17 protein-coding genes and 2 pseudogenes are annotated in these 16,658 nt (G+C 68.5%); 11 read left to right on the plus strand and 8 right to left on the minus strand.

Annotated elements, in window-relative coordinates:
• The first annotated feature begins 35 nt into the window (after window positions 1-35).
• The 3 genes from ACQEVC_RS34905 (at window position 36) to ACQEVC_RS34915 (ending at window position 1,685) form a co-directional block, all read left to right on the plus strand.
• Window positions 36-509, plus strand: coding sequence for an alpha/beta hydrolase (locus tag ACQEVC_RS34905; protein ID WP_432886443.1), 474 nt, complete (start codon window positions 36-38; stop codon window positions 507-509).
• Window positions 510-879: 370 nt separating this feature from the next.
• The gene (locus ACQEVC_RS34910) at window positions 880-1,005 is read left to right on the plus strand and encodes a hypothetical protein (protein ID WP_432886444.1); all 126 of its coding nucleotides are present in this window, start codon (window positions 880-882) and stop codon (window positions 1,003-1,005) included.
• Window positions 1,006-1,370: 365 nt separating this feature from the next.
• Entirely contained in the window at window positions 1,371-1,685 is a 315-nt protein-coding gene (locus tag ACQEVC_RS34915; protein ID WP_432886447.1) for a hypothetical protein, read from the plus strand.
• A gap of 714 nt (window positions 1,686-2,399) precedes the next feature.
• Here ACQEVC_RS34915 and ACQEVC_RS34920 read toward each other — a convergent pair.
• From ACQEVC_RS34920 to ACQEVC_RS34935, 4 genes are all read right to left on the minus strand, one after another.
• On the minus strand, window positions 2,400-3,224 hold the full coding sequence (locus ACQEVC_RS34920; protein WP_432886450.1) for a carbohydrate ABC transporter permease: 825 nt from the start codon (window positions 3,222-3,224) through the stop codon (window positions 2,400-2,402).
• The gene (locus ACQEVC_RS34925; protein ID WP_432886452.1) at window positions 3,221-4,018 is read right to left on the minus strand and encodes a carbohydrate ABC transporter permease; all 798 of its coding nucleotides are present in this window, start codon (window positions 4,016-4,018) and stop codon (window positions 3,221-3,223) included. Before ACQEVC_RS34925 ends, ACQEVC_RS34920 begins: the two co-directional genes overlap by 4 nt.
• A gap of 200 nt (window positions 4,019-4,218) precedes the next feature.
• On the minus strand, window positions 4,219-5,577 hold the full coding sequence (locus tag ACQEVC_RS34930; RefSeq protein WP_432886455.1) for an ABC transporter substrate-binding protein: 1,359 nt from the start codon (window positions 5,575-5,577) through the stop codon (window positions 4,219-4,221).
• Between the two features lie 9 nt (window positions 5,578-5,586).
• Complete coding sequence (locus tag ACQEVC_RS34935) at window positions 5,587-6,579, minus strand: alpha/beta hydrolase (RefSeq protein WP_432886458.1); 993 nt, start codon at window positions 6,577-6,579, stop codon at window positions 5,587-5,589.
• 125 nt (window positions 6,580-6,704) lie between these two features.
• On the opposite strand from ACQEVC_RS34935, the gene ACQEVC_RS34940 reads away from it, so the two are divergent.
• Window positions 6,705-7,340 (plus strand): TetR/AcrR family transcriptional regulator, encoded by a 636-nt coding sequence (locus ACQEVC_RS34940; protein ID WP_432886461.1) that lies wholly within the window; start codon window positions 6,705-6,707, stop codon window positions 7,338-7,340.
• A 598-nt stretch (window positions 7,341-7,938) separates the two neighbouring features.
• On the opposite strand, the gene ACQEVC_RS34945 is transcribed toward ACQEVC_RS34940, so the two are convergent.
• The gene (locus ACQEVC_RS34945) at window positions 7,939-8,652 is read right to left on the minus strand and encodes a hypothetical protein (protein WP_432886464.1); all 714 of its coding nucleotides are present in this window, start codon (window positions 8,650-8,652) and stop codon (window positions 7,939-7,941) included.
• Window positions 8,653-8,746: 94 nt separating this feature from the next.
• On the opposite strand from ACQEVC_RS34945, the gene ACQEVC_RS34950 reads away from it, so the two are divergent.
• Window positions 8,747-9,643 carry an alpha/beta fold hydrolase gene (locus ACQEVC_RS34950; protein ID WP_432886467.1) on the plus strand — a complete coding sequence of 299 codons (897 nt, stop codon included), beginning with the start codon at window positions 8,747-8,749 and terminating at the stop codon, window positions 9,641-9,643.
• A gap of 162 nt (window positions 9,644-9,805) precedes the next feature.
• Here ACQEVC_RS34950 and ACQEVC_RS34955 read toward each other — a convergent pair whose 3' ends face one another.
• On the minus strand, window positions 9,806-10,297 hold the full coding sequence (locus tag ACQEVC_RS34955) for a cellulose binding domain-containing protein (protein ID WP_432886469.1): 492 nt from the start codon (window positions 10,295-10,297) through the stop codon (window positions 9,806-9,808).
• 146 nt (window positions 10,298-10,443) lie between these two features.
• Between ACQEVC_RS34955 and ACQEVC_RS34960 the strand changes: the two are divergent.
• Both ACQEVC_RS34960 and ACQEVC_RS34965 read left to right on the plus strand, forming a co-directional pair.
• A pseudogene (locus ACQEVC_RS34960) lies at window positions 10,444-10,950 on the plus strand (molybdopterin cofactor-binding domain-containing protein); the annotation flags it as partial.
• A gap of 19 nt (window positions 10,951-10,969) precedes the next feature.
• A pseudogene (locus tag ACQEVC_RS34965) lies at window positions 10,970-11,380 on the plus strand (hypothetical protein); the annotation flags it as partial.
• Window positions 11,381-11,738: 358 nt separating this feature from the next.
• On the opposite strand, the gene ACQEVC_RS34970 reads toward ACQEVC_RS34965, so the two are convergent.
• On the minus strand, window positions 11,739-12,842 hold the full coding sequence (locus ACQEVC_RS34970; RefSeq protein WP_432886472.1) for an alpha/beta hydrolase family protein: 1,104 nt from the start codon (window positions 12,840-12,842) through the stop codon (window positions 11,739-11,741).
• Between the two features lie 45 nt (window positions 12,843-12,887).
• A complete protein-coding gene (locus ACQEVC_RS34975) occupies window positions 12,888-13,865 on the minus strand; it encodes an SDR family NAD(P)-dependent oxidoreductase (protein WP_432886475.1) in 978 nt (325 codons plus the stop codon).
• 106 nt (window positions 13,866-13,971) lie between these two features.
• Here ACQEVC_RS34975 and ACQEVC_RS34980 point away from each other — a divergent pair, with 106 nt between their 5' ends.
• The 4 genes from ACQEVC_RS34980 to ACQEVC_RS34995 all read left to right on the plus strand — a co-directional run bounded on the left by ACQEVC_RS34980 (window position 13,972) and on the right by ACQEVC_RS34995 (window position 16,484).
• Entirely contained in the window at window positions 13,972-14,907 is a 936-nt protein-coding gene (locus ACQEVC_RS34980) for a cupin domain-containing protein (protein WP_432886478.1), read from the plus strand.
• A gap of 321 nt (window positions 14,908-15,228) precedes the next feature.
• Window positions 15,229-15,387 (plus strand): hypothetical protein, encoded by a 159-nt coding sequence (locus tag ACQEVC_RS34985; protein WP_432886481.1) that lies wholly within the window; start codon window positions 15,229-15,231, stop codon window positions 15,385-15,387.
• A gap of 15 nt (window positions 15,388-15,402) precedes the next feature.
• Window positions 15,403-15,729, plus strand: a complete 327-nt coding sequence (locus ACQEVC_RS34990; RefSeq protein ID WP_432892125.1) for a hypothetical protein — start codon at window positions 15,403-15,405, stop codon at window positions 15,727-15,729.
• A 5-nt stretch (window positions 15,730-15,734) separates the two neighbouring features.
• Window positions 15,735-16,484, plus strand: coding sequence for a hypothetical protein (locus tag ACQEVC_RS34995; protein ID WP_432891884.1), 750 nt, complete (start codon window positions 15,735-15,737; stop codon window positions 16,482-16,484).
• Window positions 16,485-16,658 lie beyond the last annotated feature (174 nt).

Genomic DNA, 16,658 nt, shown 5'->3' on the forward strand with positions numbered 1-16,658 from the left:
CGGCTACGACGCTCCCGGGATTCGACACCAGTGCGATGGGTACCGGACACGCCGAGGCCGGCGCCCCGGCCCTGGACAGCTTCGTCAACGGCCTGAACGCCGCACACGATCCAGGGCCGAGCCACACCACGGTGATCGGGCACAGCTACGGCAGCGTGGTGGTGGGCGAGGCGGCCAGCCGAGGCGACGGCCTGGCCGTACACGACATCGTGACGGCCGGCAGTCCCGGAATGTCGGTAGGCACCGCCGGAGAACTCCAACTCGATCCCCGGCACGTCTGGGCGGGCGGCGCGGCGGACGACCCGATGACCGGCGCGACGGGCAGCATTCCTGGGGTGCACGACAACGAACCGACCGACCAGGACTTCGGCGCCAACCGCTACCAGGTGGACACCTCCGGGCACAGCGGCTACTGGACCCCGGGCAGTGAGAGCCTGAAGAACCAGGGCCGGATCGTGCTCGGCCTCCACGACCAGGTGACTCTCGATCACGGGCAGTCGCCACGATGAGGGTACGAGCCGCAGTGGTGGCGGCCTCCGCCGTGCTGGCGGTCCTCGCCGGCTGCTCGGGGGCGGACAACGGGAAGGATCCGACGGTGCAGAGCCAGTCGAGAGCGGACGTCGAGGCGGGGACCCGCGCGCACCTCGGTGCCGCCACGGAGGCGATCGGCGAGGGCAGCCCGGATCCGGCGCCGTCCGTCAGACCGGCACCCTGCGATGGGTACCGTGACGACGCCGTTTCCACGTCTCCGGGTTCAGCCACGTGACGCTCCCCGTCGAGCGCCACACCGTGGTGCTGGAACGGCTCCGCGACGAGTAGACCGCGAAGGGGTATGAGCTCAAGAACTTCCGGGTCCTGCCCGCGGGCGCCGGTGCCGAGTTGGATCTGGTCAACCCCGCCGACGGCTTCCAGTTCTCCTGGACGACCTCGGGTGACCGGGTCTGGATCGCCCTGATCGTGATGTCCCCCTGCGTCCGCTCGCCGGACGGCAAGTACCCGGGCTGACGGAGGTACCCGGCCGAACGGTCGGATCAGCCGGAGCCGACGGTTGCCACCCGCTCTTCCGCCAACGCACCCGGCCGCGCGATCTGTCAACAACATCGCTGCTCAAATTCGACAAGCCCGGCCGTCACCGTACGAATCTGTACGGGCGCGGTCAGTCGACCTATCCTGGTGGGACCCCTCGAAGCGGGCGGTCGGTCGGGAGGTGGCCGATGGCGTCATCTGCACCACCGGCTCGGTCTCTCGGCTGGATCCGCCGGACGATGTGCCTGCTCACCCTGCACTCCCACGCGGAGCTGCCGCATCTGACAGCGACCGATCCCGCCAACCCGTGCCGCCGACAGCCTCGCTGCGACTGTGGTCGCACCTTGCTGCCCGCCCGGACCGTGCACGACTACGGCGAGGCCGGCGACGGGGACCGGCTCTGTGAGCGCGTCAAGGTCTGCGGTCGGTGCGGGCACGAGGAGCGGTGGCTCACGCACACGACGCAGGGCCTGCGTACCGTCCCGCTCCGGGAGGTGCCGGCGCACCGCCGTCGGGGCTACGACATCTCCGACTGCCAGTACGCCTTTCTCTGCGTGGTCTGCGGCGACATCGCCCGGCTCGACGAGCACCACGACTGGCACACGGATTGGTGGGGACGGAAGTGCCGGCACTGCGACCTGACGTTCTACGACGACTGAGTCTGTTCAGCGCTTGCGGGTTGTGTCGGCGGGGCTGGAAGGGCGAACGGCGCGAACCGGCTCGGCAGGGGTAGGGAGTCGCCACGCCGTTGCGCCGCCGAGTCGTCCATCCATTGAACCTTTTTCAACCTGAACCGCGCGGCGCTCGCGCCCCGCGTTCGACCTCGCGGTCCACCGGACCGCAGGGGGGGTTGAAAAAGGTTCATTGTGTTCGGCCACATCCGCGTACCGTCTGCTGATGGCCGGTTTGGCGTCGGCGAGCCCGGCAGGCCGCCGATGATGCGGGTGGACCTGAACTGGTGGCACGTGCAGGAGTGCCGGAGTACGTTGCGACCCTCGTTTGCGGCGTCAGGGCATCAACAAGCTCCATGATCCCAGGCGACATAGTGACCGCGCTGGTGATCAGGACTTTCGCCACCCGCCCCCACGCGATCCGCTTCCGCAGGTCGTTCAGCTTCTCCAGGGCAATCTTGGTCTTGGAGCAGCCAATGTCGAAGTACTAGCTGACGATCTCACCCTGGTCGGCAATGGTCCGGTCTGCCAAGTCGAGTTGCCATCCAAGACGCCCTGTGCGGCTTCTCCTCGATGACTGTGGTCCTGGGTTGGGAGTCGGCAGCGAGGGCGGCTTCGGTCGCGGCAGCTTGGCCTGCCGGGTCGTTGAAGCAGTCGGTCGGCCAGATGCGATGGAACCTCCAGGTTGTGAGCCTCGGGCAGTCACTTGACGGCTCCTTGCATCAGCGCCTTGACGAAGTTGCGCTGGAAGATCAGGAAGATCACCAGCGAGGGCAGGATGATCAGCAGGGATCCGGCGCAGAGAAGCACGATGTCGGTGCCGTACTGGCCCTGGAAGGCGCCCAGCCCGCCGGCCACGGTCCGCTTCGTCGGGTCGTCGACGAGGACGAGGGGCAGCAGGTACTGGTTCCAGCTGGCGAGGAAGAAGAGCACAGATAGTGCGGACCATGCCGAGGTGGCGAGCGGCAGGTGGATGCGGCGGAACGTCTGCCAGGTGTTGGCGCCGTCGACTTTCGCGGCTTCGGTGAGCGCGGGCTCGGCGCCGAGAAAGTGTGCGCGCATCCAGAAGACGCCGAACGGCATGAGCAGTCCGATGAGTGGCAGGACGATCGCCAGCCGCGTCCCGAGTAGTCCCATGCTGCGCAGGTCGTAGTACAACGGGGTGATCAGCGCCTCGAACGGCAGGGTGAGTCCGACGAGGAGAAGACCGTAGATCGCCTTACCGAAGGGCACGTTCAGCTGAGCGAGGGCGTAGCCCGCGGCGGTGGCCATCGCGACCGTGGTCGGTACGACGCCAAGCACGATGAGGGTGCTCGAGCGGAACAGCGCGACGAAGTTCGCCGCGCTCCACGCGTCGACGAAGTTGTGCCAGTGCGGGTCGCTCGGCCAACTGAGGCCTTGCGGCGTGCTGCCCGGCGCCGCCAGTGCCGTGGTGAACATACTCAGCAACGGCACCACGGCGAACAGCATCAGCGCGAGCAGGATCCCAGTGCGCGTTACTCGATGGGCGAGGCCCGATGTGGTCATTTCTCCCTCCCGAGACGCTGGATCGGCCAGATGACCACCAGCACGACGACGGCCAGGAACACCGCGAGCGCCGAGGCCTGGCCGACCTGCTGCTGCAGGAACGTCAACCGGTAGATCTGCACGCCGGGCACCATCGTCTGGTAGCCCGGACCGCCTTGCGTCGCGACCTGGACGACGTCGAAGCTCGCCAGCGCGGCGATGATCGTGAACGTCGCGCACACGACCAGTTCGCGCCGCAACCCGGGCAGCGTCACGGCGAAGAACTCACTGACCGGCCCGGCCCCGTCCAGCCGGGCCGCCTCGTACAGCGCCGGGTCGATCTTGCCGATGCCCGCGAGCAGCAGCACCGTGCAGAAGCCGAGCATGACCCAGACCCCGATCACACCGACCGCGGGCAGAGCGAAAGTGAAGTCACCGAGCCAGGCCCGCGTGTACTGATCGAGGCCGACCGCGCGCATGACCTGATTGACCAGGCCGTCTGAGGAGTACATCCACGTCCACGCGATACCGGCCGCGACCAGCGGAAGCACCTGCGGGACGAACAGTACAACCCGGGCGGTGGTGCTGAACGCGCCGGGCTTCAGTTCGCGGATGAACGACGCGGCGACCAGACCGAGCCCGACCGGCAAGACCGTGTAGAACACGACGAGGACGAACGCGTGCACCACGGATTGCAGCAGCTCCGGCTGGGTGAAGATCGCTTTCCAGTTGTCCAGTCCGGCTGGCGTCGCCGGCCCGATGCCGTCCCAGTCGTAGAACGAGTACTGCACGGACTGGAGCATCGGGAACAGCACGAAAACGCCGTACATTCCCAACGCTGGCGCAACCCAGAGGAGCGCGCTCCAACTCCGCCGTCGGCGTGCGGATGGGCGCCGTACGGCGGGTTGTCGTGCCGCAGGAACGCTCGACGGGTCGGTCGTAGCCGAAGCCTGCCGCATCGCCTCCGGGGTCGGGACGGACGGCACCACACCACCCCTGGATCGGCTCGCCGCGATCATCGCCCGAGATCGCGCTCGTAGTCGGACTGCACCTTGGTCGCGAACGCCTCGGGCGTCGTCCTGCCGGCCAGCAGCAGCTGCGTTTGCGGTATGAGGCTGTTGACGTGGATCGAAACCGTCGCATCAGCCATGAAGCCAACCAGCCTGTTGCTCTTCAGCAACTCCTGGAACGCGCTGACGGTGGCGGCGACCGCCGACCCCTCGGGCGCGGTCGGAGCTGGCGCGTCCGACGGGCCCGCCGGCACCAGCCCGCCGAGGGTGACCGTCTCCTGCCGCGCCTGCCGGTCCGTCTGCACGAAGTCCAGGAACGCGGCCGCCACGTCTGCGTTGGGTGACTTCGCCGGGATCCCCAGGTTTGCGGCGGCGGTCATCGCGTACGACGGCCCACCGGCAACGCCGGGCGGGAACAGGAAAAACCCGAACTGACCGGGTCCGGTCTTGTCGAGTCCCGGAGCCTGCCAGTTGCCGCTCGGGAAGAACACGCCGTTGCCCTTGACGAACTCGGCCGGTGCCCGGGTCTGGTCGATGTCGTTCACGTCGGCCGGCAGGTATCCCGCCTTTCCCCAGCGTTGCAAGGTCGTGCCGGCCTTGACCGTCGCCGCAGTGTCGATACTCGCGCCGGGCTTGGTGTAGTTCCAGTCCTGGACGGCTTGCGCGTCACCGGCGTACGACATCACCAGGTTCTGCAGCGGATAGACGCTGCCGCCGTCCTTGCCGTTGGTCATGATCGGCTGCAGCCCGGCGTCCTTCGCGGTGGCGAGCAACTGCTCGAACTCGGCGACGGTCGCCGGTGGCCGCGTCATACCAATCCGCTGCGCAAGCGCCTTGTTGTAATACACCCCGGTCAGACCAAAGCCAGCGCCCGCAGCGTACAACGAGCCTGTCCCCCGCTGTGTGCCGTCCGGGCCGACACGGGTGGAGTCGAACTGCGACTGCGGCCACTCGTTCCACCCATACGCCTCCGCATACGGGTCAAGGCTGATCAGCAGGTGGTCCTTGGTCAGGTTGCCGAGCTGCGGCACGCGGACGAGGTCGGGCACGTTGTTCCCGGCGAGAGTACGCGCGATGGTCGTGGTCAAGGTGGCGTAGTCCTGGTTCTCCACCTTGACGGTCACGTTGCTGTACTTGGCGCGAAACAGCTTGCCGAGAGCGGTGTAGAACGGGACGTCGACGCCGCTGGTGACGAGCAGCTTCAGGGTGACCGGTTCGCTGCCGGCACCGGTGGAGACCGGCTTGGACGGCACCGGGCCGGCGTCGGAGTTGCCGCCGGGCGCACAGGCGGCCAGCAGCAGGGCAGCCGCCGCGGCGACGCCGGCCGCCCGGAAGGTTCCGCGGTAATGGGTCAGCGATCGCACGAGAAGTCCTTAAGGCTCGATGGTGTGGGTTGACTGGAACGCGCGGCGTACGGCGTCGCCAGCCTTGCCAACGGCGTGATGCGCGTCGGTCATCACGGCGAACATCTCGAAGAAGCCATGGATCTGCCCCGCGTACTCGGTCAACTCGACCGGCACGCCGGCCGCCTCCAGACGCCGGGCATAGTCCTCGGCCTCGCGGCGGAGAAAATCGTGTTCGGCCGTGATGATCGTCGCAGGAGCGACACCGCGCACGGATTCAGCGTGCAGCGGGGATACATACGACGCCTTAAGGTGTGCTGGGTCGGGAACGTACGTCGCCCAGATGTACTGGAGCCGACGGTAGCTGTTGGCGCCGAAACCCGACCGGCCCGCGAAGGTCTCGTACCGCCGCCGGAACGCGACCTTGTAGTCGGTGTTCTCGACGCTGTCGAGTGCCGGGTAGACGAGGAGTTGGGCGGCTAACCGAACGCCTTCGTCACGCGCTTTGAGCGCGGCCGCCGCGGCGAGATTGCCGCCCGAACTGTCCCCACCGACGGCCACGCTGCCGAAGTGGTGGCGTGCCCAGGTGACGGCCGTCCACGTGTCGTCGAAGCCGGCTGGAAACGGGTGCTCGGGCGCGAGCCGGTAGTCGATGGACAGCACCCCGCACGCGGCCCGGTTCGCGAGTGCGCGGGCGACGCCCTCGGCGGTGTCGAGGTCTCCGTGAATCCAGCCGCCGCCGTGCGCCCAGACCAGCACCTCCTGTTCGGCGCCCGTGGGCAGATAGAGCCGAGCCGGTACGCCGTCCGCGTCAACCGGCTCGACAGCGGCCACCGGCGCCGGCTCGCCAGTCACGGCCAGGACCTTCGCGCGTGCGTCCGCCCGCACGGCCGCGATGTCGGCGGCCCACGGGTCGGGTGATGACCCGGAGCTGTCCAGGAAGGCCTGAACCTGCTCGTGCGGCCGCAGCGGAGTGTCTTCCTCGCGGACGACCGAGGTTCCCCGCTGGAAAGCTGCACTCATTCGATCGCGCCTCTCGCCACAGTTCAGACTGAGCACTCAGTCTGTTTCGCAGAGGTTACCGAGTACTCAGTCTGTTTGTCTATGCTTGACGGCGACCCGTCCCCACCATCGCGAGGAGATCAACCGTGTCCCCTGCCCAGAAGCCCAAGACCTCAGCGAAGGGCCTAGAGACACGGGACCGCATCGTCGACGTGGCCGTACGATTCATCGCCCGCAACGGAGCGCGCGGCACCAGCCTCGCCGACATCGCGGCCGAGGCCGGCGTGTCACAGACCGGGCTGCTCTATCACTTCCGCAGCAAGGAGGCCCTGCTCAACGCCGTCATGGATCGCCACCTGGCCTTCTCCGAGGAGTGGCTGTGGGGCGACGGACCCGACCCCGGCATCAAGATCGTCGACATCATCGCCAAGCACGTGGCCAACTGGCCCAGCCAGCACGACGGCAAGGTGGCCAGCCTGCTCGGCATGAACATCGTCGTCCTCGGCGAAAACGTCAGCCCCGACACCGACCTCCACCCACGACTGGTCGATGGCTACCGAACAACGATCGACCGCGTGACAGCGACCCTGCGGTCCGCACAAGAGCGCGGCGAGATGCGGAAGGACATCGACCCGCAGCTCAAGGCAATGGAGATCATCGCTTTCTGCTACGGCCTCGAGGCCGCGTGGTTGGTGGACCCGACGATCCCGGTCGCCGCGGCAGCCGCCCAATGGGCGGCACAGCAGACCAGGCAGTTGGCGACCGGGTCGGCGACGTCCTGACGGCACGCCCCCGGGAGTCCGGCACTCATCGAAATGTTCACGGGTCCGCGCTGCCGGCGAGCAATGTCCCCCCGCGAGCGACATGACGTCCGAAGACTGGTGACGCCGCTCAGCCGAGGTCGGTCCGGCCCATGGCGACGGCACCAGGCAGGAAGGATGCCGGGATACCGGCGCCGAACAGGTAGGCACCCCTCTGCGTCAAGCGGCCGCGGCGGGGGTTGTTCTGGGCTGGGGTGTGGCGGGCGGGCAGTCCTCTCTTGAGCCTCTCACCGCCCCGGTGACCGGCGGGGACGCACGCCAAATGAGAGCCACACCAACCTACGGTGGGCAGCCGCGATGAGAGCGAACCCACCGGTCACCTCGACCAAGCCTGGCGGGCTGCGGTCGTACCAGCTAACAGGTAGCCGCGATCCGCGCCTTACGTACGCAAGCAGGCCGGGTTGCCGTACGGACATGCCCGAAGATGCTGGTCATGTGTCCGCGCTCGAAGGTTTGCCTGGCCTACTCGATGAACTGGCGAGCACCCTTGGCCGCATGGATGGCGGCCCGCGGCGCACCGCGCCCGATCACCGATCTACATGGAGTCTGTTGGAGGTGGTCAAGCCGATTCGGGCGGCTGAATGCCGAGCAACCGCAACAGATACAGTGCCTGCTCCGTCGCCGTGACCACCTGGGTGGGGCGCAGGGGAAGCCGGGACGCGACGACCGTGTAGAGCTCGTCGCCCACGATCGCCCATCGGGGGACGCGTCCGGTCAGGTGGGCGGCGCGCAGCGCGGGATCGGCAAGTTGGTGGGCGAAGTACGGTTCGTCGACGATGAACCGGAACTTCCGGAGGAACTCGTCCTCCCCGGCCCGGCGTCGGCCGATGTTCCGGCGGCGCTGCACCGCGGTGGCGGGATATGATCTTGGCAGCCGTACCACGGTGAAGACGCCGTCTCCCTTCGACTTTTCCACGCTGCCGCCGAGTCCGTCACGGGTCCAGGACAGTTCGCCAACCGTGATCGGCAGTCCCCGCAGGGTCTTGACGGCGGCGAACCGTACGGTGACCGCGTCCGGTTGCGTCTGTTGCGGTGTCCAGGGCCACGCAGCGCGTTCGGCAGCAGGTGACCAGCCGTTGCGGGCGCACCACCGGTATAGCGAACGGCCCGCGGCCAGCCGCCATCCGATCAGCCCGGCCGCCACGAGACCGAGTACGAGGACGACGAGCCCGATGGCCGACGCGACGCCTACGCGGTGAACCAGTGATCGGATCGCGATCTGGTAGCCGGCCAGGCCGCAGCAGACCAGGCAGAGTACGAGCAGGACCCGCACCCTGGCCGGAAACTCGCCAGGTAGCCGGCGGTGGTCTCGGACAGCCCGAAACACCGATGGCCCGCGTTCGGGGTCGACGGGCGTCACGATCGGGATGGTAGCGGCCATCCGCCCGTCGGTTCAGCGTGGCGACAACGCCCCACCAGCCCCACCGCGACTCGGTCGAGCTCTGGGTCCGATTCCGGGTGCCGACGACAACTCCCACCTGTGGGCCGAACAGTTCGGTATCGGGCCGCCGCTGGTGCTCTGTCACGGCGGTCCGGGCCTGTGGGACTACCTCGACCCGGTCGCCCGGCTGCACGACAGTACCCGCACCACCCGATGGGACCAGCGCGGCTGTGAACGCTCGCAGCGGCGCGGTCCATACAGCGTCGCCCGTTTCGTCGCCGACCTCGACGCGGTACGCGACCATCTGGCCGGACCGCGAATGGCCCTGATGGGCCACTCGTGGAGCGCGCATCTGGCGTTGCGGTACACCATCGAACATCCCGAACGGGTCAGCCATCTGATCTACGTGTCCGGGACCGGCATCGACCCCGAACGCGGCCGGCATCCGCACTACAAGCGGAATCTGAGGCCGCGGCTCGGGCAACATCTGGACCGGTGGGAGGCACTCAGCGCCCGTACCCGCACGCCCACGGAGGAACGCGAATGGGCGGTACTGCAATGGTCGGCCGACTTCGCCGACCACGGCAGCGCACTGCAACACGCCGAACGCATGGCCACCCCATGGCTGGGCATCAACCACGACTGCAACCAGGCCATCAACGCCGAGGTCAGGCAAGAACTCGGCCACAACGACCTCGCGACGCGGTGCCGGGCGCTCGAACTGCCCGTGCTGATCATCGACGGAACCGAGGACATCCGTCCCCGCTGGGCCGTCGACTCGCTGCATCAAGCGTTGGCCAACAACCAACGCATAAGCCTCGCCGGATCCGGTCACTTGCCATGCGTTCTGCACCGCGTCGAAGCCAACCGCTACGCAGGGTGAAAAGGCTCGATGGCATGTTCGGGCGACTGCGCCGGACCGGCTGACCTTCTCGACCGGCCGCCGTACTCGCCGACCAAGCCGCCGTGCCGGAACCCGCCTCCGGCACGGCGGCTGCCTGCCGGCAACGGTAGCCCGACTCGGCCGCCCTGACTGACCGGCGGCTCAGCCGAGCGAGCAGGGCGTCCCGTTGAGGGTGAACGAGGACGGGCTGCCGGTGCCACCGGTGTGGGTGGCCACGAACCCGATGGCGATCGCGGCGCCCGGCCCGATGATGACGTGGTCGTCGAGGCCACGGGCCGTGACCTCGCCACTGAACGGCGAGTACACCGCGTTCCAGCCGCTGGTGATGCGTTGTCCGGCGGGCAGCGGGAAGTTCAGCACCCAGGAGGTGATCGTGGTCGCGCCGGTGTTGGTGATGGTGATGCTGCTCGTCAGGCCGGTGTCCCAGGTATAGACCGAGTAGCGGACGTTGCATGCGGCCCCGGTCGGCGCGGCGGTGCTGGCCGGCGGAGCCGTGCTGGCCGGCGGGGCGCTGCTGGGCGGCGGCGGAGCCGTGCTGGCCGGCACGGTGGCCGGCGCGCTGGCACCGTCCAGGGCGGCGGTCAGCGTTACGGCCGCTGCGGCGACACCGAGAAGGCTGCTCTTCAGTCTCATGGTGGCTGCGATTCCTCCGGAGATTGGCGTACAGCAGCGCAGCGGAACGAGGGGCGCCAGTCGCCGCTGATCGTCCGGTTCGCCTCGCGAGCACCAACGCTAATCGATCACCTTCGATTGTCAAGCCTTGCGGCCCCCGCCCACCCGTGCTGACCTGCAAGATCAGGTTGGAAAAGGCTCTGGACGGGCGGGCAACCCTGCGGACCGCGAGCCAGGAGATCGGCACCGGCACCTACACCGTGCTGACTCAGGTCGCTGCCGATGGGCTCGGCGTACCGCTCGGCCACGTCACGACGCTGCTCGGCGACACCGAGTTTCCCCGTGCGTCGATCTCGGCGGGTTCGTCCACGATGCCGAGCGTGGTCGGTCCGGTGGATCAGGCGGCGAGGACCGCGCGAGACACCGTGGTACGTCTCGCCGTCGCCGACCCCCATTCCGATCTGTATGGCGTGCCGGCCGAGGAGGTCGTCGTGGAGGACGGTCGGCTGTACGCCCGAGGCGACCGCCGTCGTCGTGACACCTTCCGTGGCGTCATGCGTCGCCGTGGCAGCGTGCTCGAGGTGCAGGGCGAAAGGCGGAACGTACCCGGACACACGTCTGGAGCAGTGTTCGTGGAGGTCCTGATACGGCCACGGGTCGGCGCGTTGAAAACAGCTCGGACGTGGCGGTCCGGTCACGGTGGTGGCCCACAGCATGGGCGGCCCAGTCCTGACCCGGGTGGCGCAGCAGGTTCCCGAGTTGGTGGCGCACGCGGTGTACGTCGCCGCGGTCATACCAGCGTCGGGCAATGCGCCCGGGCCCGTACTTCACGCTGCCAGAGAACGCGGAGGCGCTGGTCCTGTCCGCGCTTCGAGGCGATCCCGACCTGATCGGGGCGCTGCGACTCGACCTCGCCTCGAACGACCTCGCCTATCGTCAGCAGCTTCGCGACGCGTTCTACGGCGATGTCGCCCCGATCGTCGCCGACGCCGCCCTGGGCCTGCTGACCCCGGACGCCCCGGCCGGCATGATGCGCGGCACCACCGAGCTGACCCGCGGCGGCTGGGGCTCCGTACCCCGTACCTACGTCCTCTGTGCGCGTGACATGGCGATCCTCCCGGCCCTCCAACGGCTGTTCATCGCGGAAGCCGACGCCGCCTTCCCGCAGAATCCGACCTCCGTCGTGACGCTGGGTGCCTCACACGCGCCGTTCCTGTCCATGCCTGCCGAAGTAGCGAAGATCGTCGGAGAACTGGGCCGAGCCCTGGGAGCGATTGGGGAAGCGTTCAAGCGTGCGGGTGGTGGTGCAGCAATGAACCTTTTTCAACCTGAACCACGCGGCGCTCACACACCGCGTCCGACCTCGCGCTCCAACGGACCGCAAGGGGAGGTTGAAAAAGGTTCAATGGTTGTCACCCGCCTCACCACCCGCCGCCTCACGAACTGGCTCGTATCACTGGGCTTACTTGGAGTCGACCCGTCCGATCGCGTTGGCTCCGGTCGTCAGCGCGTCACGCGCCTGCTGCCAGGCGGGATCCCGGCGGTCGAACGCGGTGCGCAGGTAGGTCGAGGTCAACCGCCCGACCGCGGCGACCCGCAGTGGGTTCTCATCGGTGGTCAGGACGGAGTCGTATCCGCAGATTCCACCGAGTTGGTGCTCCCCGTCGAACACGGTGAGCAGCGACTTGGGACCCGGCGAGAGGAAGTACGCGTCCATCCGCCAGCTCGCGCCCAGGTCGGTGAAGGTGGTGGAGAGGTCCTTGTCGCCCGCGACGACGAGTGCCGGCGTCCGCATCGTGGAGAAGTCTGGGGCGTTCAGGGCGGGGTAGAGCTCGGCCACCTGGTCGTGCAGCGCATCGCCGCCCCGGCCGGGCGGGGCGATCATCACACCCGTTCTGATCCGGCGGTCGGCGAGGCTCACCTTCCGGCCGCCCTGGGACGGATCGTCGAACTGCATGCCCAGCAGCAGGCCAACGGTGTGCCCGCCCAGCGAGTGGCCCACCGCGGCGACCTTGTTTCGGTCCAGGCGCCCGGCAAGCTGCGGCACGGCCTTCTCGATCACGTGGAGCTGGTCCAGGATGCGGGACATGTCTTCGGCCCGCGCCCGCGCGTACAGGGGTGCATCTGGGTCATCGGCGTCACGCAGGCCCAGCGACATCGCGTCCAGGAAGGTGGGCTGGACAACCACGAAGCCGTGCGAGGAGAAGTAGTCGACGATCGGACCGTAGCCGAGGTGGGAGTTGAGGAAGTTCACCTGACCGTGGCCGTGGGCGAAGAGGATGATCGGCAGGTTGCGTCCGGTCACCGGGGCGGAGACCCGCACCTCCAGAGGCGCGGCACGGCGGGGCGCTGGCAGCGTTACCGGGCTGACCGAGATGATCCGACCGGGCCCGCCGGGATGACCGGCGCTGACCCGATCGGTGCCTACCGTCGCCTCGGCCACATTGGCCCCGACCGCAGCTACACCACCGACCGTGACCAGACCCATCCCGGCCGACAGCACCGTTCGCCGCGACATCCCGGCCGACCCGCCGACGGAGTCGGCCGGATAACTCGATTCACTCATGATGGTGTTCCTTTCACAGTTCTAGGCCGCAATGTCGCGAGTCGGTCAGGCTCGAACGCTGGTCAGCGAGAGGCTGTCGTTCCACAGGTCGTCCGCGCGCACGGTGTCGTAGGACTCGTCCGACGAGCGGATGGCTGTGCGCCCGGCGAAGTACTGACCCGTGGTGCCGGCCAGTTCCGGCGCGGTCGCGAGCCAGGCGAGCGCACTGCCCGACTCCGACGCGGAGTAGATGTTTGGCGTCACCGCCCGGCGCAGTAGCCACGTCAGGCGGGGCAGGACGTGCCGGGAGACGAACCGCACCGGGGCGGGCAGCGAACGTCCCAGACTCGTGCCCAACACCATGCCGGGGTCGAAGGCGTTGGCGGTGACGCCGTCAGGCAGGCGGCGGGCCAGGGCGTAGGTGAAGTAGATGTTGGCCAGTTTGGAGGTGCTGTAGCGGCGCTGACCGGCGATGAACGCGTTGTCGCCGACGGCCGACGGCGCGAGGATGCCGCGGGCCAGGGCTTCCGCGTTGCTCCACGCGGGGGCCGGGCCGACCTTCAGCGCGGCCGGGTCGTGGGTGCCGCTAGAGACCACGACAACGCGTGCGGGCGCCTGCAGCACCGGCAGCAGCTCGTTGACCAGTACGAAGTGGCCCAGGTGGTTGACCCCGAAGGCGGATTCGAAGCCGTCGGCGGTCAGGGTCAGGCGGGTCCCCATCTGTACGCCGGCGTTGCACACCAGAGCGTGCACCCGAGGGATCTCGCCGGACTCCACGCGGGCGGTCAGCCCGCTGGCGAACGCCCGGACCGAGGCGAGCGACAACAGATCCATCGCCATCGCCTCGACCGTGTTGCCCGCTGCGGCGCCGGCAATCAGGGTCTCGACGGCGACCTGGCCCCGGCCCGCGTCCCGGACCGGCAGCACCACGTGCCACGGCCCGTTCTGCGACCTCAGAATCGCGGTGGCGGCTGCGAAGCCGATGCCGCTGGTTGCGCCGGTGATGACAATCGTCCGGGATCCGTCCATGAACTGATGTGACATTCGAGCCAACTCCTCGGGCTGCCGACGCGGCGTGGTTCCAGTCTGGGCAACCGTGGCTGGACGCTGAATACTTGTCCGTCCATATTTTTTGCGCGAGAGTGTCAGCATGCGCAATGACCAGCTGTCCGAGGTGTTCGACCTCGTCGAGATCCGAGGTGTCGTGGCCGGCGGGTTCGCGGCGCGTGGCCCGTGGGTGGCGCGGTCGCCTTGCGTGGACTCGCTGAAGCTCATCGCCATGGTGTCCGGGCACGGCCGGCTGCTCACCGACGGCATCGACGAGGCGATCGAACTCGCACCGGGCGACGTCGCCATCCTCACCAACCGGTCATGGCTGCAACACGAGGGCGGCACCGGCGCCGGACCACGCCGGCAGATCGGGCCCGAGGAGAACTTCACCGGCCTCACCGAGGCCGACCGCAGCACCGACGACATCGTCATCGGCACCGCCGTGGACATCAACCCGGCCGGCCGCGAGCTGCTGCTGCAGACAATGCCGCCGGTGGGACACGTCCGGGCGTCGGCCGCGACCAGCATGCGTGGCCTCCTGGACCAGCTGTTCGACGAGGTCGCCGGCAACCGCACCGGCTCCGCGTTCGCAATCCGGCAATACGCCCAGCTCCTCGTGCTCTCAGCCCTCCGCGCCTACCTCGACCAGGCCGAGGTACCGCCCGGATGGCTCCGGGTGCTGACCGACGAACGGCTGCGCCCCGCCCTCGAACTGATGCACTCCGAGCCCGGAAAGCCGTGGGGCCTGGAGGATCTGGCGTGCGCCGCCGCGATGTCACGCTCCTCGTTCGCCCGGCATTTCCGGGCGGTGGCCGGCGTCCCGCCGCTGACCTACCTCAGCCGCTACCGGATGCTCCTGGCGCAGCGCGCCCTGCGCGGCGCCGACGTGCGCGTCGGTTCCCTCGCGGTCGACCTGGGCTATGCCTCCGAGGCCGCATTCAGCACCGCGTTCAAACGAGAGACCGGAGAATCGCCCCTGCGCTACCGGCACCGCGCACGCAACGAGCGCCCCATCCCCCACGGCGCAGCCGTGTAATCAATCACTCGGCGCAGGGGGCACCATGCGCCGCTCGGCGGAAGGACCTCTCGCTCCGACATTGACAGCTACGTACGTCATCGCAAGATTTGCGCGTCGCCGGCTGACCGGTCATGCGGCGGGACTCGGCGTGCCGGCGGTGTGCCGGACCGTGCTGATCGGCGTGCGATTGGTCCGGCTCTGCCCTATGGAGCGGCAAGCCGGCCGGAGCGCCAGGTACCGGGCTGGGTAAACTCGATGATGTTGTTGCATAGCTGTGGCACCGATCTTGGTGATGGCGGCACCCCAGCGCCCGATCAGAGCATTGTCGGCCTTGCGGCAGTGACCGTACCGACCGAGTACGTGCCGATCGTCGCCGCCGCGGTGTCGCCTGGCACTCGTCGGGCGTACGGCGTGTACTGGAACCAGGTGGTGCAGGCATGGGCGGACCGCCCCATCGACGAACCCCTCCCTTCCGAGATCGAGCAGCTACGCGCCTAGATCCAGGCCAACGTGGTGGCGCGACGCAACAACCGGGGCGGCCGATCCGCGGCCGAGCACGTGGTGGCCGCGCTGCGCTGCCTGTACCGGCGGGCGATCGCGGACGGGTCCCTGGACGCGGCCGACAACCCGGCATTGAAGGTGAACGAGCCACGCCGCCTGCCCAGGACCCGGCGAGCGATCGGCGACGCCCGCCTGGCGGAGATCAACAAGGTGGCGGTCAGCACCGGCGACGACCCGGGCCTGGACAGTCTGCTGATCCGCCTGCACACCGAGACCGCCTGCCGCCGCGCCAGGGCGCTGACGCTGCGCCACGGGACCTGGACACCGACGAGTGCCTGATCTACCTGCGGGAGAAAGGCGGCACGTCCCACTGGCAGCCGGTCTCCCCCACACTGATGCGGCACCTGCTGACCCACCACGCGGAACGGGGTGACGGCGACCGCGACGGCAGCCTGCTGCGCTACCGCGACGGTCGGCCACTGACCTACCGGCGGTACGACCATCTGTGGGCACGCATCGGGCAGCACCTGCGGCGGGTGCACACCCAGCAGATCAGTACGCACTGGCTGCGACACACCACGCTGACCTGGGTAGAGCGCTCCTACGGTCATGCCGTGGCCCGCGCCTACGCCGGCCACACCGACGGCGGCGGGAGCGGCGCGACGGCCACGTATGTGCGGGCGACTCTGCAGGAGGTTGCCATAGGCGCCAGATCCGCGAGGCGGTCGAGCGGGCCCGGCCCGACATCGCGCCCCCACTGGTCGCGCTACGCCAGGCGACCGCGAACATCCTGCGTATCAAATCCGGCTGGCCATTCGCGTTGGGACAACTCGCGGTCGAGGCCCACAGCACAGGTCCAGGTCGACGTATTCGACGCCTGTGACCAGGTGTTCATGCGGGCACAGCAAGCCGGGATCGTCCAGGCTGACGCTGACCTGACCTGGACCCGCCAGGTCTACATCGCACTAATCAGCGAGACCGCACACGGCGTGTTGGGCACCGGCGACGCGGATCCCGACACGCTCGCCGCCCGTATCATCTACACCCTTTTGTACGGGGTCTCCGGCCGTCCAGGGAAGACGACAGATCGATGAGAACAGCGCCGAAACCGGTGAGGAATCTCCGAGCATCCGAGGTCAGATGTCCGAGCGCCGCCCCTAGCCCGGTGCACGTCGGGCAAGCGCGGTAGTTTGATCACGTTGGTGTGGTCCAGGTGATCACCGAGCGAGGGCGCCGTCCCCGCCCCTGGTCGGGGCTGACGGGGACGG

The sequence above is a fragment of the Plantactinospora sp. CA-294935 genome (genome assembly GCF_050936445.1).
GTDB lineage: Bacteria > Actinomycetota > Actinomycetes > Mycobacteriales > Micromonosporaceae > Plantactinospora.